21 protein-coding genes and 1 riboswitch are annotated in these 22,419 nt (G+C 73.8%); of the genes, 9 read left to right on the forward strand and 12 right to left on the reverse strand.

From position 1 onward, the window contains the following. Position 1: 1 nt before the first annotated feature. Both ectA and STRBO_RS0113935 read right to left on the reverse strand, forming a co-directional pair. Positions 2-553: a diaminobutyrate acetyltransferase gene (gene ectA / locus STRBO_RS0113930; protein WP_237547314.1), complete on the reverse strand. Its 552-nt coding sequence runs from the start codon at positions 551-553 to the stop codon at positions 2-4. Positions 554-907: 354 nt separating this feature from the next. Further along, the gene (locus tag STRBO_RS0113935) at positions 908-2,008 is read right to left on the reverse strand and encodes a pyridoxal-phosphate-dependent aminotransferase family protein (protein ID WP_005477727.1); all 1,101 of its coding nucleotides are present in this window, start codon (positions 2,006-2,008) and stop codon (positions 908-910) included. Between the two features lie 174 nt (positions 2,009-2,182). Between STRBO_RS0113935 and STRBO_RS0113940 the strand changes: the two genes are divergently transcribed. The 4 genes from STRBO_RS0113940 to STRBO_RS0113955 all read left to right on the forward strand — a co-directional run bounded on the left by STRBO_RS0113940 (position 2,183) and on the right by STRBO_RS0113955 (position 5,841). Beyond that, positions 2,183-3,037, forward strand: coding sequence for a transporter substrate-binding domain-containing protein (locus STRBO_RS0113940; protein ID WP_005477725.1), 855 nt, complete (start codon positions 2,183-2,185; stop codon positions 3,035-3,037). After that, positions 3,034-3,873 (forward strand): amino acid ABC transporter permease, encoded by an 840-nt coding sequence (locus tag STRBO_RS0113945; RefSeq protein WP_005477723.1) that lies wholly within the window; start codon positions 3,034-3,036, stop codon positions 3,871-3,873. Before STRBO_RS0113940 ends, STRBO_RS0113945 begins: the two co-directional genes overlap by 4 nt. Further along, positions 3,870-4,682 carry an amino acid ABC transporter ATP-binding protein gene (locus STRBO_RS0113950; RefSeq protein WP_005477721.1) on the forward strand — a complete coding sequence of 271 codons (813 nt, stop codon included), beginning with the start codon at positions 3,870-3,872 and terminating at the stop codon, positions 4,680-4,682. The genes STRBO_RS0113945 and STRBO_RS0113950 overlap by 4 nt, the downstream gene beginning before the upstream one ends. A gap of 67 nt (positions 4,683-4,749) precedes the next feature. After that, on the forward strand, positions 4,750-5,841 hold the full coding sequence (locus STRBO_RS0113955) for an amidohydrolase family protein (RefSeq protein ID WP_005477719.1): 1,092 nt from the start codon (positions 4,750-4,752) through the stop codon (positions 5,839-5,841). Between the two features lie 39 nt (positions 5,842-5,880). On the opposite strand, the gene cobC is transcribed toward STRBO_RS0113955, so the two are convergent. The 3 genes from cobC to STRBO_RS45900 all read right to left on the reverse strand — a co-directional run bounded on the left by cobC (position 5,881) and on the right by STRBO_RS45900 (position 8,559). Further along, entirely contained in the window at positions 5,881-6,978 is a 1,098-nt protein-coding gene (cobC, locus tag STRBO_RS0113960) for an Rv2231c family histidinol phosphate aminotransferase CobC (RefSeq protein WP_005477717.1), read from the reverse strand. Further along, complete coding sequence (locus STRBO_RS0113965; protein ID WP_005477716.1) at positions 6,968-7,906, reverse strand: sirohydrochlorin chelatase; 939 nt, start codon at positions 7,904-7,906, stop codon at positions 6,968-6,970. The genes cobC and STRBO_RS0113965 overlap by 11 nt, the downstream gene beginning before the upstream one ends. 71 nt (positions 7,907-7,977) lie before the next feature. Next, entirely contained in the window at positions 7,978-8,559 is a 582-nt protein-coding gene (locus STRBO_RS45900; protein WP_005477714.1) for a cobalamin biosynthesis protein, read from the reverse strand. 148 nt (positions 8,560-8,707) lie between these two features. Between STRBO_RS45900 and STRBO_RS0113975 the strand changes: the two genes are divergently transcribed. Further along, complete coding sequence (locus STRBO_RS0113975) at positions 8,708-9,436, forward strand: ZIP family metal transporter (RefSeq protein ID WP_005477710.1); 729 nt, start codon at positions 8,708-8,710, stop codon at positions 9,434-9,436. A 44-nt stretch (positions 9,437-9,480) separates the two neighbouring features. On the opposite strand, the gene STRBO_RS0113980 is transcribed toward STRBO_RS0113975, so the two are convergent. The 5 genes from STRBO_RS0113980 to STRBO_RS0114000 form a co-directional block, all read right to left on the reverse strand. Beyond that, positions 9,481-10,872, reverse strand: coding sequence for a cobyrinic acid a,c-diamide synthase CobB (locus STRBO_RS0113980; RefSeq protein WP_005477708.1), 1,392 nt, complete (start codon positions 10,870-10,872; stop codon positions 9,481-9,483). 4 nt (positions 10,873-10,876) lie between these two features. Continuing rightward, the gene (gene cobO, locus STRBO_RS0113985; RefSeq protein ID WP_005477706.1) at positions 10,877-11,476 is read right to left on the reverse strand and encodes a cob(I)yrinic acid a,c-diamide adenosyltransferase; all 600 of its coding nucleotides are present in this window, start codon (positions 11,474-11,476) and stop codon (positions 10,877-10,879) included. Continuing rightward, on the reverse strand, positions 11,477-13,579 hold the full coding sequence (locus STRBO_RS0113990; protein ID WP_005477704.1) for a putative cobaltochelatase: 2,103 nt from the start codon (positions 13,577-13,579) through the stop codon (positions 11,477-11,479). A gap of 79 nt (positions 13,580-13,658) precedes the next feature. Further along, entirely contained in the window at positions 13,659-15,185 is a 1,527-nt protein-coding gene (locus STRBO_RS0113995) for a cobyric acid synthase (protein WP_020114336.1), read from the reverse strand. After that, the gene (locus tag STRBO_RS0114000) at positions 15,182-16,153 is read right to left on the reverse strand and encodes a cobalamin biosynthesis protein (RefSeq protein ID WP_005477693.1); all 972 of its coding nucleotides are present in this window, start codon (positions 16,151-16,153) and stop codon (positions 15,182-15,184) included. The genes STRBO_RS0113995 and STRBO_RS0114000 overlap by 4 nt, the downstream gene beginning before the upstream one ends. A gap of 107 nt (positions 16,154-16,260) precedes the next feature. Further along, positions 16,261-16,414, reverse strand: a riboswitch (cobalamin riboswitch). Positions 16,415-16,593: 179 nt separating this feature from the next. Between STRBO_RS0114000 and STRBO_RS0114005 the strand changes: the two genes are divergently transcribed. Further along, positions 16,594-16,905, forward strand: a complete 312-nt coding sequence (locus tag STRBO_RS0114005) for a hypothetical protein (protein ID WP_237547313.1) — start codon at positions 16,594-16,596, stop codon at positions 16,903-16,905. Positions 16,906-17,018: 113 nt separating this feature from the next. On the opposite strand, the gene STRBO_RS0114010 is transcribed toward STRBO_RS0114005, so the two are convergent. After that, on the reverse strand, positions 17,019-17,240 hold the full coding sequence (locus STRBO_RS0114010; protein WP_005477691.1) for a hypothetical protein: 222 nt from the start codon (positions 17,238-17,240) through the stop codon (positions 17,019-17,021). 31 nt (positions 17,241-17,271) lie between these two features. Further along, complete coding sequence (locus tag STRBO_RS0114015) at positions 17,272-18,522, reverse strand: inorganic phosphate transporter (RefSeq protein WP_005477690.1); 1,251 nt, start codon at positions 18,520-18,522, stop codon at positions 17,272-17,274. A 274-nt stretch (positions 18,523-18,796) separates the two neighbouring features. Here STRBO_RS0114015 and STRBO_RS0114020 point away from each other — a divergent pair, with 274 nt between their 5' ends. From STRBO_RS0114020 to STRBO_RS0114030, 3 genes are all read left to right on the forward strand, one after another. After that, positions 18,797-19,540 carry a class II aldolase/adducin family protein gene (locus STRBO_RS0114020; protein WP_005477688.1) on the forward strand — a complete coding sequence of 248 codons (744 nt, stop codon included), beginning with the start codon at positions 18,797-18,799 and terminating at the stop codon, positions 19,538-19,540. Positions 19,541-19,689: 149 nt separating this feature from the next. Beyond that, entirely contained in the window at positions 19,690-20,817 is a 1,128-nt protein-coding gene (locus STRBO_RS0114025) for an alpha/beta hydrolase (protein ID WP_005477687.1), read from the forward strand. A 188-nt stretch (positions 20,818-21,005) separates the two neighbouring features. Continuing rightward, the gene (locus STRBO_RS0114030; protein ID WP_209442944.1) at positions 21,006-22,403 is read left to right on the forward strand and encodes a hypothetical protein; all 1,398 of its coding nucleotides are present in this window, start codon (positions 21,006-21,008) and stop codon (positions 22,401-22,403) included. The last annotated feature ends 16 nt before the right edge of the window (positions 22,404-22,419 follow it).

Here is a 22,419-nt window from a genome sequence, read left to right on the forward strand (position 1 = left end):
CTCAGAAGGACAGCGGTCCGATGCGGTGGAGCATCTCGGGCGGGTGCGGGCCGTCCGGGAAGTCCCCCGCCTCGAACAGCACCGTGCGCTCGATGTCCGCGCCATGACGGGCGGCGAACCCGGCGAACAGACGCTCGGAGGCGGTGTTGCCCGGCGTGATGGTGGTCTCGACGGTGGTCAGGGGGTGCCGTCGTGCGACCCGCTCGGTCAGTCCGTCCAGCAGCGCCGCCGCGAGGCCGAGCCCCCGGTGCGCCTCGTCGACGGCCACCTGCCACACGAGCAGGGTGTCCGGCCGCTCGGGCCGCACATACCCGGTCACGAACCCGACCGGCTCTCCGGAGTCGTCCCGCGCCACCACCGAGGTGTCGGCGAAGTCCCGGCACCACAGCAGATAGCTGTACGAGGAGTTCAGGTCGAGGGCTCCGGAGTCCCCGGCGATGCGCCACAGCGCAGCGCCGTCCGCCACGCTCGGGCGGTCGATCCGAATCCCTTCTGCGATTTTCTGAGGGGCTTCCAGGGGTTGGGTGTGCAGGTCTGCTTGTGCGGCGGTCATGCGGCTTGAATTTACCCAGCGGAAATTCGAATTGCATCGCCCTGCGGGGTTACGTATGCGCCGAGCGCGTGTTATCACGCGGGCGCGAGCGCTCCGTCGAACCCGGGTGGATCTGATGCTTTTCGTCCGGAAATTACCGTACGAAAGGGGCGCGCTGTGGAGTCGGTCACACAGGTGAAACCCTCACGAGATCTGCTCGAATTACGCCCCACCGCGTTCGCGAAATCTTTGCGTTTAGGGAAGGGCGGAGCGGGCAGAAGAATACGGGGTTCTACCCGCTGAATTCACTGAATTGCCCCGTGGAAGATATCGGAAATTCCAGAGGGGCCTTTTCGCGCCCAGCTGTCCGCCGCGCTACGCCCAGGCCTGCGCCGCCGCGCGGCGGGCCCCTTCCGGATCGACCGTCCCGCCGTGCTCGGCCAGCGCCGCTCCCAGCCCGGCGAGGGCCGCGTGCACGACCTGAGGGGTCGCGTCGGCGCCGTAGTGGTTCACGCGGATCATCTCCGAGGCGAGGGTGCCGCCGCCCGCGGCCAGCGGCAGGGCCGGGTCCGCGGCGAGCGCCTTGGCGACCAGCTCCGCCGCGTCGGCCCCTGCGGGCGCCCGCAGGGTCGTGGCCACGGGCGCCGCGTCGGCCGCCGCGTGGACGTACGGCTCCAGACCGCCGCCCAGCGCGAGCGCCCCCGCCCGGGTCGCCGCGGCGGCGGACGCGTGCCGGGACATCACCGTGTCGAGCCCCTCCGTCTCGACGCGCTCCAGACACGCCTCCAGCGCCAGCATCTCCAGCTGGGCCGGCGCGTGCAGGAGCGCGCGGCGGCCGCCGTCGATCCAGCGCTCCTTCCAGTCCAGCAGGGAGAGGTAGGAGCGGCGCGGGGCGCGCGGGTTGGCCGCCATCCGCGCCCACGCCCGCTCGCTCACGGAGATCGCCGACACCCCGGCCGGCCCGCCCATGGCCTTCTGTGCGCCGATGACGCACAGGTCGACACCCCACGCGTCCGGCAGTACCGGCTCGGCGCCGACGGAGGCGACCGCGTCCAGGTAGAACAGGGCGCCCTGCGCGCGGACGACCTCGCCGATCTCCGCCACGGGGTTGGTGTTCCCGGTCGCCGCCTCGGCGTGGACCAGTGAGACGAAGTCGATCGCCGGGTGCGCGGCGAAGGCCTCCCGGATCCGCGCGGCCGTGACCGCCGTGTGGAAGGGGACGGCCAGGTCGATCACGCTCGCCCCGCAGTCCCGCAGCCAGTCGCCGAAGGTCTGCCCGTACGGGCCGGTGATCACGTTCAGCGCGGTCGTGCCGGGCCCGGCGGCCCCGCGGATCGCGCCCTCCAGCGGCAGCAGCGCCTCGCCCTGGGTGATCACGACGTCCTGCGTGGTGGAGAGCAGCCGGGCCACCCGGTCCTCGATCGACGCGAAGTGTGCCGCGCTCAGCGGGGCCAGATCCAGAAACGGGTGTGTCACGGGGTGCTCTCTTCACCTATGGGGTAGATGGTGTCGAGGGTACCGACGGCACCCTCGCCCCCCTCACCGGCGACATCCGAGGTCAAGAGGCCCGGTACCCATCGGATTGGTTTGGGGAAGTCAAACATCTCCTTATAATCGGTTGTCTCAAGTCCCCTTACAGGAGGTCTCCCCGTGAACTCGGTCCTCGGACGCCGGACCCGCACCCTGGCCGCCACCACCGCCGCGGCCGGACTGCTGCTCGTGGCCGGCTGTGGCTCGGAGGGCGACGGCGGCAGCGGCGGCACCAAGACCGCGGCCGGCGGGGTCGAGCTGGTGAAGGCCGGTCAGCTCACGACCTGCACGCACCTGCCGTACCCGCCCTTCCAGTCGGAGATCGACGGCAAGGTGCAGGGCTTCGACGTGTCGCTGATCGACCTCGTCGCCGAGGACCTCGGTGTGAAGCAGGACATCATCGACCAGCCCTTCGAGAACTTCAAGACCGGCGGATCCCTCAACTCCGGCCAGTGCGACCTCGCCGCGGCCGGTATGACGATCACCGACGAGCGCAAGAAGAACGTCGACTTCTCCGACCCGTACTTCGAGGCCACCCAGGCCGTCCTTGCCGACAAGAAGGCCGGCATCGCCTCCTTCGCCGACCTCAAGGGCAAGAAGGTCGGCACCCAGGCGCAGACCACGGGCGAGGACTACGCCAAGAGCAAGGGAATCGACTCGGTCTCCTTCGAGTCCTCCGACGCCGTCCTCAACGGCCTGCGCACCAAGCAGGTCGACGCCGTGATCATCGACTACCCGGTCGTCCAGGGCTGGCTCAAGGACAAGGCGAACGCCGCCGCCTTCGAGGTCGCCGAGCAGATCAACACCGGTGAGGAGTACGGCTTCACGGTGAAGAAGGGCAACACCAAGCTCGTCGCCGCCATCAACAAGGCGCTGTCCGAGGCCAAGTCCGACGGCACGTACAAGAAGCTGTACGAGCAGTGGATCGGTCCGTACGACGAGGACGCCGCCTCCGCCTCCCCGTCCGCCTCATGAGCGTGGCCGACCCCGACACACCGCTCCAGCCGCGGAAGAAGGGCCTGAGCCGGAGCCGTAGGCGCGCTCTCTCCCAGGGCGCGCAGTACGTGCTGTTCGTCGCGGCCGTCGTCGCCTTCGCGGTGTCGGCCGACTGGGCCCGGCTGAAGAACCAGTTCGCCCAGTGGGACATCGCCGAGCAGATGTTCCCCGAGGTCATCACGCTGGCGCTGAAGAACACCGTGCTGTACACGCTGTCCGGCTTCGTGTTCGGGCTCGTCCTCGGCATGGTCGTCGCGCTGATGCGGCTGTCGTCGGTGGGCCCGTACCGCTGGTTCGCCGGCGTGTACATCGAGATCTTCCGGGGCCTGCCCGCCCTGCTGATCTTCATCTTCATCGGCGTCGCCGTCCCGCTGGCCTTCCCCGGCACGGAGATCCCCGGCGGCACCTACGGCAAGGTCGCCCTCGCGCTCGGTCTGGTGGCCGCCGCGTACATGGCGGAGACGATCCGCGCGGGCATCCAGGCGGTCCCCAAGGGGCAGCTGGAGGCGGCCCGTTCGCTGGGCTTCTCACCCGCGCGCGCGATGGTCTCGATCGTCATCCCGCAGGCGTTCCGGATCATCCTCCCGCCGCTCACCAACGAACTGGTGCTCCTGTTCAAGGACTCCTCGCTCGTGCTGTTCCTCGGCGTCACGCTGGAGGAGCGCGAACTGTCCAAGTACGGCCGCGACCTGGCCAGTACCACCGCCAACTCCACGCCGATCCTGGTCGCGGGCCTGTGCTACCTGCTGGTGACCATCCCGCTCGGCTTCGTCGTACGCCGTATGGAGGCCAAGGCCCAGGAGGCCGTGAAATGACCGAGAAGACCCTCGGCGGGACGTCCCCCGGCGGGCGCGCGGAGATCGAAGTACGCGGTCTGCACAAGTCGTTCGGCACCAACGAGGTACTGAAGGGCATCGACCTGGAGATCGGGCGCGGCGAGGTGGTGTGCGTCATCGGCCCGTCGGGCTCCGGCAAGTCGACCCTCCTGCGCTGCGTGAACCTCCTGGAGGAGCCGACGAAGGGCCAGGTCTTCGTCGGCGGCACCGAACTCACCGACCCCGACGTCGACATCGACGCGGTACGCCGCCGGATCGGCATGGTCTTCCAGCAGTTCAACCTCTTCCCCCACCTCACGGTGACCGAGAACCTCACGCTGCCGCAGCGCAGGGTGCTCAGGCGCGGCAAGGCCGACGCGGCGAAGGTGGCCGCCGAGAACCTGGAGCGCGTGGGCCTGTCCGAGAAGGCGGACGCCTACCCGGCCTCGCTCTCCGGCGGCCAGCAGCAGCGGGTCGCGATCGCCCGCTCGCTGTCGATGGGCCCCGAGGTGATGCTCTTCGACGAGCCGACCTCCGCCCTGGACCCGGAGCTGGTCGGGGACGTCCTGGCGGTGATGCGCATGCTCGCCCGGGAGGGCATGACCATGATGGTCGTGACGCACGAGATGACGTTCGCGCGGGAGGTCGCCGACCGGGTGGTCTTCATGGACGGCGGGGTCGTCGTCGAGGACGGCACCCCGGACCAGGTCATCGCCCACCCGAGCCACGAGCGGACCCGCCACTTCCTCTCGCGTCTGCTGGACCCGGCGATGGCGGACGTGGAAGAGGAGGACGACAGCGCCCCGTAGGACGCCCGGCGGCCGCTCACGCACCCGCGGTCGACAGGGCGCCCCGGGGGAGCCTTATCGTGCGGGCATGAGCGATCGCGCGGTGCTGCACGTGAAGGGGCGGATCCTCGTCGGTCCGCAGGACGTCCGCGACGAACTGTGGGTCGTGGACGGGCGCATCTCCTACGACCGTCCGCACGGCGCCCAGGACGTCCGTACCGTCGAGGGCTGGACGCTCCCCGGCCTGGTCGACGCCCACTGTCACGTGGGCCTCGGGGCGCACGGCCCCGTCCCCGAGGACATCGCCGAGAAGCAGGCCCTGACCGACCGCGAGGCCGGCACCCTGCTGATCCGCGACGCGGGTTCCCCCTCCGACACCCGCTGGATCGACGACCGCGACGACCTCCCGAAGATCATCCGGGCCGGCCGTCACATCGCCCGCACCCGGCGCTACATCCGGAACTTCGCCCACGAGATCGAGCCGGAGGACCTCGTCGCGTACGTCGCCCAGGAGGCCCGGCGCGGCGACGGCTGGGTGAAGCTGGTGGGGGACTGGATCGACCGGGGCGTCGGCGACCTGACCGCGTGCTGGCCCCGGGAGGCCGTCGAGGCGGCCATCGCGGAGGCGCACGTGCTGGGCGCCCGGGTCACCGCCCACTGCTTCGCGGAGGACTCCCTGCGGGACCTCGTCGAGGCGGGCATCGACTGCGTCGAGCACGCGACGGGGCTGACGGCGGACCTGATCCCGCTCTTCGCCGCCCGCGGGGTCGCCATCGTCCCCACCCTCGTCAACATCGCCACGTTCCCGGCCATGGCGGACGGCGGCGAGGCCAAGTTCCCGCGCTGGTCCGCCCACATGCGCCGGCTGCACGAACGCCGCTACGACACGGTCCGCGACGCCTACGACGCCGGCATCCCCGTCTACGTCGGCACCGACGCCGGCGGCTCCCTCGCCCACGGCCTGGTCGCCGCCGAGGTCGCCGAACTGGTCACCGCCGGGATCCCGCCCGTCGAGGCCCTCGCGGCCACCACCTGGGCCGCCCGCGACTGGCTGGCCCGCCCCGGCCTCACCGAGGGCGCACCCGCCGACCTGGTGGTCTACGCGGAGGACCCTCGCACGGACGTACGCGTCCTGGCGGCGCCGTCGAGGGTGGTCCTCGACGGACGGGTGGTCGGCTAGGAGCGGCGCCACCACCGGCCGCCCCTTTCCTGCTCTCGCTCAGCGGTCCGCCAGCGTCATCGCCCGGTCCAGCGCCTGGAGGAAACCGTTGACCGTGACCCGGTCGCGGACCGCCAGGCGCAGCCACTCCTCGTCCAGCCCCGGGAAGGTGTCGCCCCGCCGGACGGCATAGCCGAGGCTGCGCAGATGCCGTCGTACGGCGGCCGCGCGGGGCAGCCGCATCAGCACGAACGGGCCCTCGGCCGGCTCGGCCACGACCAGCCCGTCGGGGGCGAACTCCCGCAGGCCGGCGACCAGATGGTCCCGGTCGGCGGCGATCCGGCGGGCCGCGTCGGCGGCCTCCGCGAGCGCCCGGTCCGACACGCACGCCTCGGCCGCCGCGAGGGCGGGCGTCGACACCGGCCACAGGGGCTGCGCCCGCTCCAGCTCGGCGATCGTCCCGGGGGCGGCGAGGACGTACCCGATCCGCAGGCCGGCCAGGCCCCAGGTCTTGGTGAGGCTGCGCAGGACGACGAGGCCGGGCACGTCCGTCCGCCCGGCCAGCGCCTCACGCTCCCCGGGCACCGCGTCCATGAACGCCTCGTCGACCACCAGGGTCCGCCCGGGCCGGGCCAGTCGGGCGACGGACGCCGCCGGGTGCAGCACCGACGTCGGGTTGGTCGGATTGCCGATGACGACCAGGTCCGCGTCCTCGGGCACGGCCGCCGGGTCCAGCCGGAAACCGTCCGACGCCCGCAGCAGCACCCGGTCCACCGCGTGCCCGGCGTCCCGCAGCGCGGCCTCGGGCTCCGTGAACTGCGGGTGCACGACCACGGGCCGACGGACCTTCAGGGCGCGGGCGAGCAGCACGAACGCCTCGGCGGCACCCGCCGTGAGCAGCACCCGGTCCGCCGGCAGCCCGTGCCGGGCCGCCACAGCCTCCCGCGCCGTCCGCCCGTCGGGGTAGGCGGCCAGCCCGGTCAGCGACCCGGCTATCCGCTCCCGCAGCCAGTCGGGCGGGGTGCCGGCCCGGACGTTCACGGCGAGGTCGACGAGTCGCGCCCCGTCGTCGCGCACCTCGGCGTCGCCGTGATGGCGGAGGTCGTGCCCCGCGTGCCGGGGGGCGTGGCCGTTCTCGGTGCCGGGTTCAGTGTGCATGGGAGTTCGCGTGTCCCCGATGGTGATGATCGTGGCCGTGGTGCCCGTCCTCGTCCGGCTGGACGCGAGGCTGCCGAGGCAGCTCCGTGATGCTCCCGGCGCCGGACGGGACTTCGCCGGCGGAGGGTTCGCGGGAAACGCGGTTCATGTGCGGATCGCCCTCCAGCGCCTCCCGGTACCGCTTCACGACCAGGTCGAGCAGCTCCGGCTCCGGTCCGATGACATCGGCCGACCGTACCTCGATCTCCGGGCGGGCGGCAGCCCAGCCCTCGGTCTGCTGCCGCACCCGGTCCGCCGGTCCGCCGGCGAGCGGGAAGTACGGCAGCACGACGACGCGCCGCGCGCCCAGCCTCACGCACCGGTCGAGACCGCTCGGCACGTCCGGCGCCGCCAGCGATCCGAACGCCGTCTCCACACCCGCGTAACCGCGCCCCTCCCACAGCAGCCGGGCCGCCCTGTGCACCTCGGCGTTGGCCCCGGCGTCGGTGGACCCGTGCCCCACGAGCAGCACGGTCACCTCGGCCCGGTCGCCCGGCATCCGGGGCGTGGGCGACCCCAGTGCCTCCTCGGTCCGCCGCTCCAGAAGGTTCAGCAGCGTCGGGTGCGGGCCCGGGGGCCGGCCGCAGGTGTAGCCGATCCCCGGGTGCCGCTCCTGGGCGAGGGCCAGCGCCGCCGTCAGGTCCCTCCCGGCCCGCCCGGCGGGCTCCGACGCCAACGGGACCACGACGAACCGCCGTACCCCCCGCTCCACCAGTTCGGCGACGGCTCCGCCCAGCGACGACCCGGACGGCTCGACGAGGCCGCCCCCGACGGGCAGCCCCGGGTGACGGCGCATCAGCTCACGCAGTAAGCCACGCAACGCCTCGGCCCCGGCATCGTCCCGGGTGCCATGACCGGCGATGAGCAGGGCGGGCGGCGGGGTGGTCACGATGTCTCCTCGGAAGCGGAAGCGGATGCGGCGGACGTGTGCGGGGTGCGGGGCGCGGGTCGAGCGGTGAGTCAGCTGTGGGGGCCGGGGCGGTGGCGGTCACCGTCGTCGTACCCCTTCGGGCCCCGGTCACGGCGGCCGTCACGATGATCATCATGCCGACCGGCGGCGGGACCCGCGCAACCAGGGTCCACCGGAGCGCCCGTCCCGTCCGGCGGCGAGGTGTCCGGCGGCGAGGCGCCCCGCCCCGCACCGGCCGACGCGACGGCACACGTCACCCCCGCCGGCCGCCCGTCCGCCGGAGCCGACTTCCGCTTGGGCACGAGGAGTTCACCCCCGCCCACGAGCGCGGCGGCCTCCGCGACGGACGGGGTGCCCACGGCGGAGAGGGGCACGTCGGAGGGGTGGGGCACCGCCACGGCGGCCAACTCCCGCGCCGAGTAGGTCACCAGGGGGACACCGAGACGTACGGCGGCCTGGACGACGCCGGGTTCGTCCGCCTTGGTGTCCACGGTGGCGAGCGCGGCGACCGCTCCGGACGGAAGACCGGCCTCCCGCAGGGCCCTTCCGATCAGCCCGACGACCTCCGCGACCGACACGCCCCTGGAGGCGCCCACCCCCACGACGACCGAGCCACGCGCACGGTCAGCCACGGCCGCGCCCCGCGGGGAACACGAGGCGGCCCCAGCGCGCGGACCGCACCGGCCACGGCCCGCCCGCGCCCGTGACCCGCCCGCCCCGCTCCTCACTCGCTCGGGGCGCCGCGGCCAGGAGACCCCGCTCATCCGGTAGCAAGGACGCATGGCGGTCTTCGTGGCACTCGGCGCGTTCGTGATGACGCTGGTCGGCGGCTGGACGGCACAACGGGTGACGGACCGCCGACACCTGGTGCTGGGCCTGGCCGGCGGCCTGATGCTGGGCGTGGTCGGCCTCGACCTGCTCCCCGAGGCACTGGAGGCCGCCGGTGACGAGGTCTTCGGCGTACCGGCCGCGCTGCTGCTGTTCGTCGCCGGTTTCCTGCTGGCCCACCTCGTGGAGCGCCTGCTGGCCGTCCGCCAGGCCGCGCACGGGGCGGGGGAGCACAACGGCCGTACGCCCCAGGTGGGTCTGACGGCCGCGGCCGCGATGGTCGGGCACAGCGCCATGGACGGCGTCGCGATCGGCGCGGCCTTCCAGATCGGCGAGGGCATGGGCGTCGCCGTCGCGCTCGCGGTGATCGCCCACGACTTCGCGGACGGCTTCAACACCTACACGCTCACGAGCCTGTACGGCAACGCCCGCCGCCGGGCGCTCGCGATGCTGTTCGCGGACGCGGCGGCCCCGGTGGTGGGGGCCGCCTCCACCCTGCTGTTCACGATCCCGGAGGGCCCTCTCGGCTGCTACCTCGGCTTCTTCGGCGGCGCCCTGCTCTACCTCGCCGCCGCCGAGATCCTGCCCGAGGCCCACCACGCGCACCCGGCCCGCTCGACCCTGCTCTGCACGATCGCGGGCGCGGCCTTCATCTGGCTGGTGGTGGGCGTGGCGGAGTGAGGGGCAGGAGGCGAAGCCGTGCGTGGCACCGGCCGGTCGACGGCTCATGACGTCCGGCATCTCTCCACGAACCGTCCGGCCACACCTGGTTCGGCCGCCCAGTGCGTATGCAGATAGCTCGCGTGCACCCCTCGCTGGACGAACCCCTCGACCCGCGGCCCGGGAGTCCGTACCCCCCAGGCGGGCGCGGGCCCGGCCCCCGGTTCGACGACCGTCCGGTGGAACTCGTGGGCCCGCATCCGGGTCCCGGCGGGCGCGAGCACACTGTCGCCGACGGCCACGGCGTCCCGGTAGCCGAGCGTCAGCCGCTCGTCCATCCGGGCCGTCGCGTCGAGCACCCCGCACATGGGCCGCCCGTCCAGCTCCCGGCACAGATAGAGCAGGCCGGCGCACTCCGCGGCCACCGGAGCCCCGCCGAACGCCAGCTCGGCGACCGCCTTGCGCAGCGGCTCGTTGGCGGACAGCTCGGCGGCGTACATCTCGGGGAATCCGCCCCCGATCACCAACCCCCGTGTCCCTTCGGGGAGTTGCTCGTCGCGCAGCGGATCGAAGGCGACGACCTCGGCACCGGCGGCGGTCAGCAGTTCGGCGTGCTCGGCATAGGAGAACGTGAACGCGGGCCCGCCGGCCACCGCGACCACCTGCCGTCCGCCGACGGGAGCGACGACGGGCGGCTCCCACGCCGGACAGGACAACGGCCCCGCGCTCCGGGCGAGCGCGACCAGCGCCTGGAGATCGCACCCCGCCCGTACCTGCGCGGCCATCGCCGCGACCGCCTCCACGGCCGCGGCCTGCCGCTCGGCGACCGGCACCAGCCCCAGATGCCGGGACGGCGTGTCCACCTGAGGAGCCCGCCGCAGGACCCCCAGCACGGGCACACCGGTCGACTCCAGGGCGTCCCGCAGCAACTCCTCGTGCCGGTCGGAGGCGACCTTGTTGAGGATCACGCCCCCCATCCGCACCTCGGGGTCCCAGGAGGCGAACCCGTGCACCAGCGCCGCCACCGACCGCGACTGCGAGGAGGCGTCCACGACCAGCACCACCGGCGCCCGCAGCAGCTTCGCCACGTGCGCGGTGGACGCCAGCTCCCCCTGCCCCGAGGCCCCGTCGTACATCCCCATCACACCCTCGACGACGGCGATGTCACAGCCGCGCGCCCCGTGCGCGAACAGCGGCGCGACCAGGTCCGGTCCGCACAGGTACGCGTCGAGGTTCCGGCCCACCCGCCCGCTCGCGAGCGCGTGGTAGCCGGGGTCGATGTAGTCCGGCCCCACCTTGTGCGGGGAGACGGCGAGCCCCCGCTCGGTGAGCGCGGCCATCAGCCCCGTGGCCACGGTGGTCTTGCCGCTGCGCGAGGCGGGCGCGGCGATCACCAGCCGGGGCACGGAGGGCAGGGAAGGGGAGGAGGGCGGGGGAGAGGAGGGCGAGGAGGTCACGACGTCACCACTCGATGCCCCGCTGGCCCTTCTGGCCCGCGTCCATGGGGTGCTTGACCTTCGACATGTCGGTCACCAGGTCCGCGAAGTCGACGAGCTTGTCCGGCGCGTTCCGCCCGGTGATGACGACATGCTGGGTCCCGGGCCGGTCCCGCAGCACCTCGATCACCTCGTCGGTGTCGATCCACCCCCAGTGCAGCGGGTACGCGAACTCGTCCAGCACGTAGAGCTTGTACGTCTCGGCCGCGAGGTCCCGCTTGACCTGCTCCCAGCCCTCACGGGCCTTGTCCTCGTTGTCCATCTGCCCATCCCGCTGCACCCAGGACCAGCCCTCGCCCATCTTGTGCCAGTCCACGGACCCGCCCTCACCGGACGCCCCGAGCACCCGCAGCGCGTTCTCCTCGCCGACCTTCCACTTCGCCGACTTGACGAACTGGAACACCCCGATCGGCCACCCCTGGTTCCAGGCGCGCAGCGCCAGCCCGAACGCGGCGGTGGACTTGCCCTTGCCTATGCCCGTGTGCACGAACACCAGTGGACGGTTCCGGCGCTGACGTGTCGTCAGTCCGTCGTCCGGTACGACACTCGGCTGTCCCTGCGGCATCTACGCGGCCCTCCTCGGAGCTTTCTGCGTTCCCTGCGTTCCCTGCGTTCGCTGTGTTCCCTGCGGTTTCTGCGTGCCCCGCACATCCCGTACCAGCCCGGCGATCGAGTCCGCCCGCAACTCGTCCAACGTCACCGCCGTACCGCCCAGTTCACCCGCGAGCCGGCCGGCGAGCCCGAGCCGGACATGGCCCGACTCGCAGTCGACGACCACGGACGCGGTCCCCTCGGCCGCGAACAGCCGTGCCGCCCGCTCCGCGAGCGCGACGGGCTCCGGGCCGCCGGTCGCCCGGCCGTCGGTGACCACCACGACCAGCGGCCGGCGCGCCGGGTCCCGCAGCCGTTCCACCCGCAGCACGTCGTGCGCCTTCAGCAGCCCTGCGGCGAGCGGCGTCCGCCCGCCCGTCGGCAGCGACTCCAGCCGGGTCGCCGCCGCGTCCACGGACGAGGTCGGGGGCAGCGCCACCTCGGCCGCCGACCCCCGGAAGGTCACCAGCCCCACCTTGTCCCGCCGCTGATAGGCGTCGAGGAGCAGCGACAGCACCGCGCCCTTCACGGCACTCATCCGCTGCCGCGCCGCCATCGACCCGGAGGCGTCGACCACGAACAGCACGAGATTGCCCTCACGCCCCTCCCGGGTCGCCTGCCGCAGATCGTCCCGACGGACCACCAGCCCCGGCCCGGACCGGCCCCGCGTCCGCTGGTGCGGCGCCGCCGCCCGCACGGTCGCCGCCAGATGCAGTTTGGTCAGCGTGCCGCGCGGCCGGCGCGCCCCGGTGGTGCGCCCGTGCTCCGTCCGTGCCCGCGAACGCCGCCCGGCGGAACCCTCCCCGAGCCCCGGCACGCTCAGCACCTTCGTACGAAAGGGCTCGGCGGCCCGTACGGCCGACTGCTCCCCGGCGGCCGGCGCCTGAGCCGGCACGCCCTCCCCGTTCTCCGGTCGCGCTGCGCCGTCGCCGCCCTGCGGCCCGTCGGGCCCGGAGGAGGGCGGCTGTCCGCCGCCACCGGGCCCGTCCGGATCGGGATCCTCGTCCTGAGGGCTGTGCGGGTCCTGCGGCTCCTCCGGCTCCTGAGGGTCCTGCGGATCCCGCGGGGGCTCCGCGAACTCCTCCAGGGTCTCGTCGAGCTTGTCCTCGTCGAGCCCCGGCGCGTCGAAGGGGTTCCGCCGCCGCCGGTGCGGCAGCGCCAGCAGCGCCGCCTGCCGCACGTCCTCCGCGAGCACCTCGGTGCGCCCGGCCCACGCGGCCAGCGCGGTCGCCGTGCGGGCCATCACGATGTCGGCCCGCATCCCGTCCACCTCGAAGGCCGCACAGGTCGCCGCGATCTGCCGCAGCACCCCGTCGCCCAGCAGCACGGACGGCAGCAACTCCCGCGCGGCGACCACCCGTTGCCGGACGTCGGCCTCCTGGTCCGCCCAACGGGCCGTGAAGGCCGCCGGGTCGTCGTCGTAGGCGAGCCGCCGCCGGACGACCTCCACCCGCTGGTCCGGCTCCCGCGAGGCCGCGACCTCCACGGTCAGCCCGAACCGGTCGAGCAACTGCGGCCGCAGCTCGCCCTCCTCGGGGTTCATCGTCCCGACCAGCAGGAACCGCGCGGCATGCCGTACGGAGACGCCCTCGCGCTCCACGTACGAGGCGCCCATCGCGGCGGCGTCGAGCAGCAGGTCGACGAGGTGGTCGTGGAGCAGGTTCACCTCGTCGACGTACAGGATGCCCCGGTGCGCGTCGGCGAGCAGCCCCGGCTCGAAGGCCTTCACGCCCTCGGACAGCGCCCGTTCGATGTCGAGGGCGCCGACGAGCCGGTCCTCGGAGGCGCCGACGGGCAACTCGACCATGCGCGCCGGCCGCGTCTGAGACGCCGGCTCATGCGGCCCGTCCGGGCACGCGGGGTCCGGCTTCGCGGGATCGCAGGAGAACCGGCACCCGGCGACGACCTCGACCTCCGGCAGCAGCGCCGCGAGCGCCCGCACGGCGGTGCTCTTCGCGGTCCCCTTCTCACCGCGCACCAGCACACCGCCGACCGCCGGCGACACCGCGTTCAGCAGCAGCGCGAGGCGCAGGTCGTCCTGGCCGACGACGGCCGTGAACGGAAACGGAACACTCACTTTGCGTCGCCCTCCAAGTCACCCTCCGGCCGCGGGCGGTTGACCCGCGGCCGGTCGTTCAACTGCGAGCCCGTGCCCGTCATCCGGACGCTCCCGGCGTTCCGGGAGCCCCCGGCGGCACGAACGGCAGACCCTTCGGCGCGCCCGACTCGATGAGCCGCCACAGCGCGTCCGTGTCCGCGTGTTCCTCGATCAGGTCGCCGAGCCGGTCCAGCTGCTCCTCGCGCAGCGCGGCGAACGACGTGTCGGCGGCCGGTACGAAACGGCGCCCGGAGGCCGCCGCCACCTCCCGCAGAAAGGCCCGCCGGAAACCGTCCGACTCCAGCGAACCGTGCCAGTGCGTGCCCCAGATCTGCCCGACCCGACACCCGTCCAGGAAGGGCTCCCCGCCCAGTACGTCGGCGACCCCGTGGTGGATCTCGTACCCCTCGACCCGCTCCCCGAGGGCCTCCCCGACGGGGCGGGTGAGTGTCTTCTCCGGGGCGAACCGTACGCGGACGGGGAGAAGTCCGAGCGCGTCGACGTGCCCCCGCCGGCTCTCGACGTCGTCCTCGATGTGCTCCCCGAGGACTTGGAAACCGCCGCAGATGCCGAGCACCGGCCGCCCCTCGGCGGCGCGCCGCGCGAGGGCGTCGGCCAGGCCCCGCTCCCGCAGCCACTCCAGCGCCCGTACCGTCCCCCGGGTCCCCGGCACCACGACGAGGTCCGCGTCGGCCAGTTCCTCGGCCCGGTCCACGAACCGCACGACGACACCGGGTTCGGCGGCGAGGGCGTCCACGTCGGTGAAGTTGGACATCAGCGGCACCGCGCACACGGCGACCCGCAGGACGTCCTCCCCGACGGGCGGTGCCACGTTCGACTCGCGGACCGTCCCGCGCAGCGACACCCGCAGCCCGTCCTCCTCGTCGATCCCGAGCCCGTGCCGGAACGGCAGCACGCCGTAGGTCCGCCTCCCGGTCAGCCCGTGCAGCATGTCGAGCCCCGGCTCCAGCAGCAAGACGTCGCCCCGGAACTTGTTGACGAGGAACCCGGCGACGAGTGCCTGGTCCTCGGGCGAGAGCAGCGCCACGGTCCCGAAGAAGGACGCGAAGACCCCACCGCGGTCGATGTCGCCGACGACGAGCACGGGGAGCCCGGCGTTCCGGGCGATCCCCATGTTGACGATGTCGGTCCGCCGGAGATTGATCTCGGCGGGGGAACCGGCCCCCTCACAGATCACCGCGTCATACGTGCCCCGCAACTCGGCGAGACAGTCCAACACGGTCCCGAGCAGCCGCTGTTGCCGTCCCCCGTGGTACCCGCGCGCACTCATCTCGCCCACGGGCTTCCCGAGCAGCACCACCTGACTGCTGCGCTCGCCACCGGGCTTCAGCAGGACGGGGTTCATGAGCGCGGTCGGCTCCACCCGGCAGGCCTGGGCCTGCATGGCCTGCGCCCGCCCGATCTCGGCGCCCTCCTTCGTCACGAAGGAGTTGAGCGACATGTTCTGCGCCTTGAAGGGCGCGACCTTGACCCCCTGCCGCACCAGCCACCGGCAGATCCCGGCGGTCACCACGCTCTTCCCGGCATCGGAGGTGGTCCCGGCGACCAGCAACCCGCCACTCATCCCTGACTCCTCGCCCGCCGTGCCGGCCGCCCCGCGACCCGCCCCCGCACCATCGCCGCACCCGCGCCGACCCCCAGGGCGAGCCAACTCACCCTGCGGGACAGCCGGACGGCCCGTTCGATGTCCCCGACGCCGACGGCCCGCCCCTCCCCATTGAGCACGGGCCGGTGCTCGACCCGCCCCCCGTACGACAACGTGCCCCCCAACCGCACTCCGAGCGCCCCCGCGAACGACGCCTCCACGGGCCCCGCGTTGGGACTCGGATGCCTGCCCGCGTCCGCCCGCCACGCCCGCACCGCCCCCCGGGGGTCCCCACCGGCGGCGGTGGCCAGCAAGGCGGTCAGCCGGGCCCCCGGCCACCCCGCCACGTCGTCCAGCCGCGCGGAGGCCCACCCGTAGCGCCGGTAGCGCCGCGACCGGTGTCCGACCATGGCGTCCAAGGTGTTCACGGCCCGGAACCCCACGAGCCCGGGCACCCCGCCGACGGCCCCCCACACGAGCGCCCCCACCACCGCGTCGGACGTGTTCTCGGCGACGGACTCCACGACCGCCCGCGCGATCCCGTCCGGGTCGAGCGCCTGCGGATCCCGTCCGCACAGATGGGGCAACCGGCCCCGCGCGCCCTCGACATCGCCGGCGTCGAGGAACCGCGCGATCGTCCGCGCCTCCCGCCCGAGCGAGGTCCCCCCGACGACGGCCCAGGTGGCGGCGGCGGTCAGTCCGACGGACGCGATCCGCGACGGCCGTACGGCGGCCGAGGCCGCGGCCCCCAGCGCGACGGCGCCGCCGGCGCACACCGCGGTGTGCAGCGCGCCCCACCCCCGGTGGTCCCGCCACAGCACCCGCTCCACCGCGCCGGCGGCCCGCCCGAACGCCGCGACCGGATGCCCGCGGCGCGGATCGCCGAACAGCAGATCGCCGAGGAGCCCGGCGGCGGCGCCGTACGCGAAGACGCGATCGGCACGCACCGGTTCAGCCGGTCACGGGGTCGGGCAGGGTCCGGACGCTGGGCCCCGAAGGGCAGCCGCACAGGGCGCACATGGCGATAGGTCCTCACTCAGGGTGTCCACGCCCTGGTTCGACGAGACCGACGGCGAGAGTTCCTGGCTCCCGGGGAGACGCTTCGAGATGCTTCCCCGGTGACAGTGGCGGGACCGCGCCGGACTCGCACCGGCTTCCTCTTCTGCCGTCGTACATGGCCCCGGCAGTCCACCACGCCCCCGGAAGACCCGTCAACTTGCTGTTGACCTGCGGCGCAGCGGTGTGCTCAGCCCCACACCGCCGAAATCCCGCCAGACGCCCGAATCGGCACTTTCCGCGCGCTTGCCCGACGACCCGGCCGGGAACACCCCGAGGAACGGCGGCGGGCGGCTCGCGACGGGCCGTCCGGGGGACGGGAGGTGCACACGTGGACGATCGGCGGAGCAGGACGGTCTCGTCGGGCACGAGGTACGGGAGCGCGCGCGGAGCCTGGGTGACGGCGGCCGCGCCCTGGGCACTCTTCTGCTGGGTCATGGGGGTGCTGGCCGTCGGCGCGGGCGCGCTGGCGGCGCTCCTCGTCCCGGCGGGTGAGGTGCGCGGTCCGGTCTGGACGCTGGTGACGGTTCTCGTCGCCGCCGGCGCGGGCCTGTGGTCGGGTCTCACCCCGGGCACCGGGCGGCTCCGGGTCCCGGACCGTGCTCCGGTCGCGCCCCGGCCCCGCGGGCCGGAGCGTCGCTGACGCCGGCCCGGGACGCGCACGACCCCCGAGGGCGCCGTACGCCGTCGGGGGTCGGTGGTCGAGCTGTCGAGAGACCGGGGAGGCCCGGTCCCAGCTCATGATCATGTCCGGTCTCAGGTCATGATCAGGGAGATTCCGTACGCCACGGCCGCCGCGCACAGCGCGAAGCACACGTACGCACCCGTGGTCGCCGCCGCGACCGAGTCGCCCCGGGTCGACGCCTCCTCCCGCTTGGAGAGGCCGACGATGCCGAGGGTGAACAGGCCGACGAGGGCCACGGTGACCACGAGGCTGACTCCGAAGACGGAGCCGAGAGCTGCCCAGTCGATGTGCATGGTGGTGATCTTCCTCAGGGAGTCGTGGGGCTCAGACGGCGGGCGTCGGCGCGGACGTGCTCGCCGGTGCCGTGGCCTCGGCGGCGGGGGCCGGAATGGTCGCCGTGAGGTCCTCGGCCACGGTGCCGACCGGCGGCGGGGTCACGGCGGCGATCGCCGTCGTCACCACCCCGGGCGGCTCCTCGGTGTCGTTCACGTTGGTGTGGTCGACCACCTCACGGCGGGAGACCAGCCAGATCGCGGCGCTGGAGGCGACGAGGAAGACCGCGACGACGGCCGTGCCCCAGGTGCCGAAGGACGTCACCCACTCGGCCAGCGCGGCGACCAGCGCGGCGGCCGGCAGGGTCAGGCCCCAGGCGACGAACATCCGGGTCGCGGTGGACCAGCGGACCACCCCGCCCTTGCGGCCGAGGCCCGCGCCCATCACGGCGCCGGAGACCGAGTGCGTGGTGGAGAGCGAGAAGCCCAGGTGCGAGGAGGCCAGGATGACCGTGGCCGCGCTGGTCTGGGCGGCGAAGCCCTGCTGCGGCTGGAGGTCGGTCAGGCCCTTGCCCATCGTGCGGATGATGCGCCAGCCGCCCAGGTAGGTGCCGAGCGCGATGGCCGTACCGGCGGAGACGATGACCCACACCGGCGGGTCCGAGTCGGGCGCCAGGGTGCCGCCGGCCACCAGGGCCAGCGTGATGATGCCCATCGTCTTCTGGGCGTCGTTCGTGCCGTGGGCCAGCGAGACCAGGCCGGCGGAGGCGATCTGGCCGGCGCGGTACCCCTTGCCGGAGGCCTTCTCGTTGGTGTGCGCGCCGAGCTTGTACGTCAGCCGGGTGGCGAGCATCGCCGCGAGGCCGGCGACCAGCGGGGCGGCGATGGCCGGGATCAGCACCTTGGTGACGAGCACGTCCCCGTGCACCGCGCCCGTGCCGACCGAGGCGATGGTGGCACCGATGAGGCCGCCCATCAGGGCGTGCGAGGAGCTGGAGGGGAGTCCGACCAGCCAGGTCAACAGGTTCCAGAGGATGGCGCCGACGAGCGCCGCGAATATGACCTCTGGCTGGATGCCGGACTCGTCGACGAGCCCCTTGGAGATGGTGTTGGCGACCTCGATGGAAAGGAACGCGCCGACAAGGTTGAGCACGGCGGACATGGCCACCGCGACCTTGGGCTTCATGGCGCCTGTCGAGATGGTGGTGGCCATCGCGTTGGCGGTGTCGTGGAAACCGTTCGTAAAATCGAACGCAAGCGCGGTGATGACCACGATCGCGAGGATCAGCGAGAAGTTTTCCATTTACCTGAGCTTCTTTCGGACGTCAGTGGCATGTGGACCGTAGGCAACCTGGATGAACGGAAGGTGAACTGGGGCGGGCGCGTGGGTGTAGTGAATGAGGTGCCACCCTTCCGCTTGTGCGCGTGCGGCGGGGCCCGGCCCGAAAGGACGGAGGCCCGACGTTCGAACGCAGGCGGAATGCCGTGGTCCGGCCGCCCTTCGCCCCGTGTCCGGCCGCCCTGCCTCCGGTCGCCCGTCCATTCCGCCGGGGTGAGGTGCCTGACAGGATCACGGCATGGCTGAGCAGCGGCGCGACGTCCGGGACGAGCGAGGCGTGGACGAGGTGGGCGGGCATCCGCGGGATGCGCGGGACGGGGAAGGTCGGCGCGCTGCGCCGGGGGAGGTGGCGCGCGCGTGGGACGGACTCGTCGCCACCGCCCGGCGGACCGTGGCCGACGGCCTGGTCGTCGGCACCTCCGGCAACGTCTCCGTGCGCGTGGGGGACACCGTCCTGGTCACACCGACGGGAGTGCCGTACGACCGCCTGAGCCCGGACGACGTCACGGGCGTCGACCTCTCCGGCCGGCAGGTCCTCGGCACGCTCCGCCCGACCAGCGAACTCCCCATGCACCTGGCGATCCACACCACCACCGACGCCCGTGCCGTCGTCCACACCCACGCCGTGCACGCGACGGCCGTCTCCACCCTCGTGGACGAGCTGCCGCTGATCCACTACATGTCCGCCGCCCTCGGCGGACCCGTCCGGGTCGCCCCCTACGCGACCTACGGCACCCCGGAGCTGGCCGAGAACATGCTCCGCGCCCTGACGGGCCGCACGGGCTGCCTGCTCCAGAACCACGGCACGATCACCTACGGCGGCACCCTCGACGAGGCCTACGACCGCACGGCCCAACTGGAATGGATGTGCCAGGTCTGGCTGAAGGCCTCCACGGTCCCGCACCTCACCCCGCACCTGCTCACCCGCGAACAGCTGAACGAAACGGGCGAGCGCCTCAAGGGATACGGCCAGCCGGGCTAGCTTCCGGACCGACGGCGGCGAGCCTGCGGGGCACCCTCGGGACGCGTACACCCGCCACTCGGCCGGGCGACCGCGCTCCGCGACCCGCACGTGGTCCCCCCGACGCACGCCCACTGGCCCCCGGCACGGTCCGCCGGGACACTGGAGCCGTGCGTGGAGTGAGAGCTGCAGCCTCGGCCCTCGGGGTCGCGTTCGCCGCCGGCGCGGCCAGTGTCGCCGCGGGCCGGCTGGCCAGTGACGTCGCGCTGAAGGCGCCGCCGGGCGAACCGCTGCCCACGGAACCCCGGCTGACCGTGCACGCCACCGCGGCCGGCCGCATCGCGCTGACCCGGGCCTTCGCCTCCCAGCGCCCCGGCGTCTACGGCCTCACCGGCAACGGCTCCCACGCGGTCGTCGGGGGCGTGCTGAACGGCGCCCCGCACGCCCCCGACACGGTCGTCCGCCGCCTGGAGCGCGTCAGCCGGGGCACCCTGGAGCCCGGCGACAAGGTGTGGTTCACCCCGGACCTCCACGTCGGCGACCCGCGCACCGCGCTCGGCCTCGACCACGACGACGTCGAGATCCCCGGCGAACTCGGCGCCCTGCCCGCCTGGTTCGTGCCCGCCGCCCGGGACACCTGGGTGATCGCCGTGCACGGTCTCGGCGCCACCCGCGCGCACGCCCTGAACCTCATGGAGGCCCTGCACCGCCACCACTTCCCTGTCCTCGCCCCGGCCTACCGGGGCGACCCGGGCGCGCCCCGCTCCCCGGACGGCCTGAACCACCTCGGCGAGACCGAGTGGCGGGACGTGGACGCCGCCCTCAGGTACGCCGTGCGGTACGGCGCCGAGCGCGTCGTCCTGCTCGGCTGGTCCACCGGCGCCACCATGGCCCTGCACGCGGCCACCCGCTCCGCCCTGCGCGACCGCGTCGCCGGACTCGTGCTGGACTCACCGGTCCTCGACTGGGCCGCCACCCTGCGGGCCCTCGCCACCGCCCGCCGTACCCCCGGGCCCCTGCTGCCCCTCGCGGTCCGCGCCGCCCAGGGACGCACCGGACTGCGTGCCGTCCCCGCCGACCACGAGCCCGCCCCCTCCGGTCTGCGGGCCCCGACGCTGCTCCTCCACGGTCCCGACGACGCCGTCGCCCCCTGGGGCCCCTCCCGGCGTCTCGCCGCCCTCCGCCCCGACCGGGTCACCCTGCGCACGGTCCGCCACGCCCCGCACGGCGCCATGTGGAACGCCGACCCGAAGGCCTACGAGGAAACGCTCCGCCGCTTCCTCACCCCACTCGTGTAGCGGCCGGAGCTCGTCGAGGGCCCCGCGAAACCCGTCAGCGGCGAGAGGTACGCCACATTCCGCTTAGTGCCGTGGCGACGCGATCCTCGTCGGTACCGACCCTTGGGGACCCCGTGCGTTGGCCACCCCTGTCGCCCGCTGTGACATTCCGTTTGGGTTTTCGGACCGTCAACCGGAAGACTGCCCCCGTGACGTCCCGTAACCCGCGCGACTCCAGGCTCCGCCTCGTCGGCCCGCGAACCCTGGCCGCCGCTCCCCGAGCAGCAGTGACCCAGCGCCGCCGACCGGCCCCCCGGCCCCCGGAGGGCACCCCGCCGCCCGTGGAACTCGCCCGTATGGCCCGCGCCGTTCTGGCGGACGCGGCCCGGGTCGCCCACTGGGCCGACGCCGCCCTGCGCCCCGGCCGCGAGGGCGCGAACGCCGACGGCAAGGGCACCCTCTCCGCCGCGACCGCCGAACGGGCCGCCGCCGAACTGGGCCTGACCCCGGATCAGGTCCGCCACGACTGGGACACGGCACGACTGGCCGGCCTCATCGAGGTGCACGGCGACAGCGCACGCCCCGGCTGGCGGCTGCGTGCCTGGCACCGCGACGACAGCGCCGTCCTGCGCGGCTGGGTCGCGTTCTTCGACGCCTGGTCCATCGCCTACCCCGAGCCCGAGGACCGCGAGCCCGCGGCGGTCGCCGAGGTCGTCTCGGCCATGCCCCAGGTGCTCTCCTTCCTCCAGCTCTCCGCCGGGCCCGTCCCCGTCGAACAGCTCCTCGACCTCCTGGAGCAGCGGGTCACCGAACTGCGCACCGAGCGCTGCGAGGTCCCCTACGGCCCGCAGCCGGAGCCGAACCCCGAGCCCGCCGCCGAGGACACCCCCCTCGCCCCGCTCCTCGACTGGTCCCTGCGCGCCCTCGCCTCCGTCGGCGCCCTCACCTACGGCGACGCCCAGGCCACCCTCACCCCGCTCGGCAGCTGGGCGGTCTGGGTCAAGCTGGAGCAGATCTGCGTCGCCGCGCAGAGCCCCGCCGGGAACATCGAGGTCTCCGCCGAGGACATGCTCAGAGGCTGCGCGCAGCTCCGTCCGAACGCGGCCCGCGCCGAGTACCGCGCCTGGCTCGCCGCCCGCCCCGTCGGCGGCGCCGTCACCGAGCTGATCGCCGCCGCGCGCGGCGAGGACGCCCTCATCCGGGGCCTCGCCTTCGAGGCGCTGCGCGTCGTCGGCGCCCCCGCCGAGCCCGACGTCCGCACCGTCGCCGACGAGACCCCGCTGCGCCCCTACGCCCTGCTCTGGCTCGCGGAGCACGACGGCGCCGACCCCGAGGACGCCCACGAGGTCCTCACCCGCGAGGAGTCCACCTGGCTCTGGGTGGACACCGCCGCCGCCGTCGCCGACCACGGCGAGGCCCCACTGCTCGTGCGGCATCTGGAGTCCGCGGTGCAGCCGACGGTCCCCGCGCTGCTGGCCGAGGTCCGCGCGGTCGGCCACCCCCGCACCGTCCAGGTCCTGGTCGCCCTCGCCGCCGCCCACCCCGACCCGGCCCTCGCCAAGGCCGTCCGCCGCGCCGCCTTCCAGGTGCACACCGGGGGCAGCTGACCGGGCGGGCGCGGGC

Source organism: Streptomyces bottropensis ATCC 25435, from assembly GCF_000383595.1.
Classification (GTDB): Bacteria; Actinomycetota; Actinomycetes; order Streptomycetales; family Streptomycetaceae; genus Streptomyces; species Streptomyces bottropensis.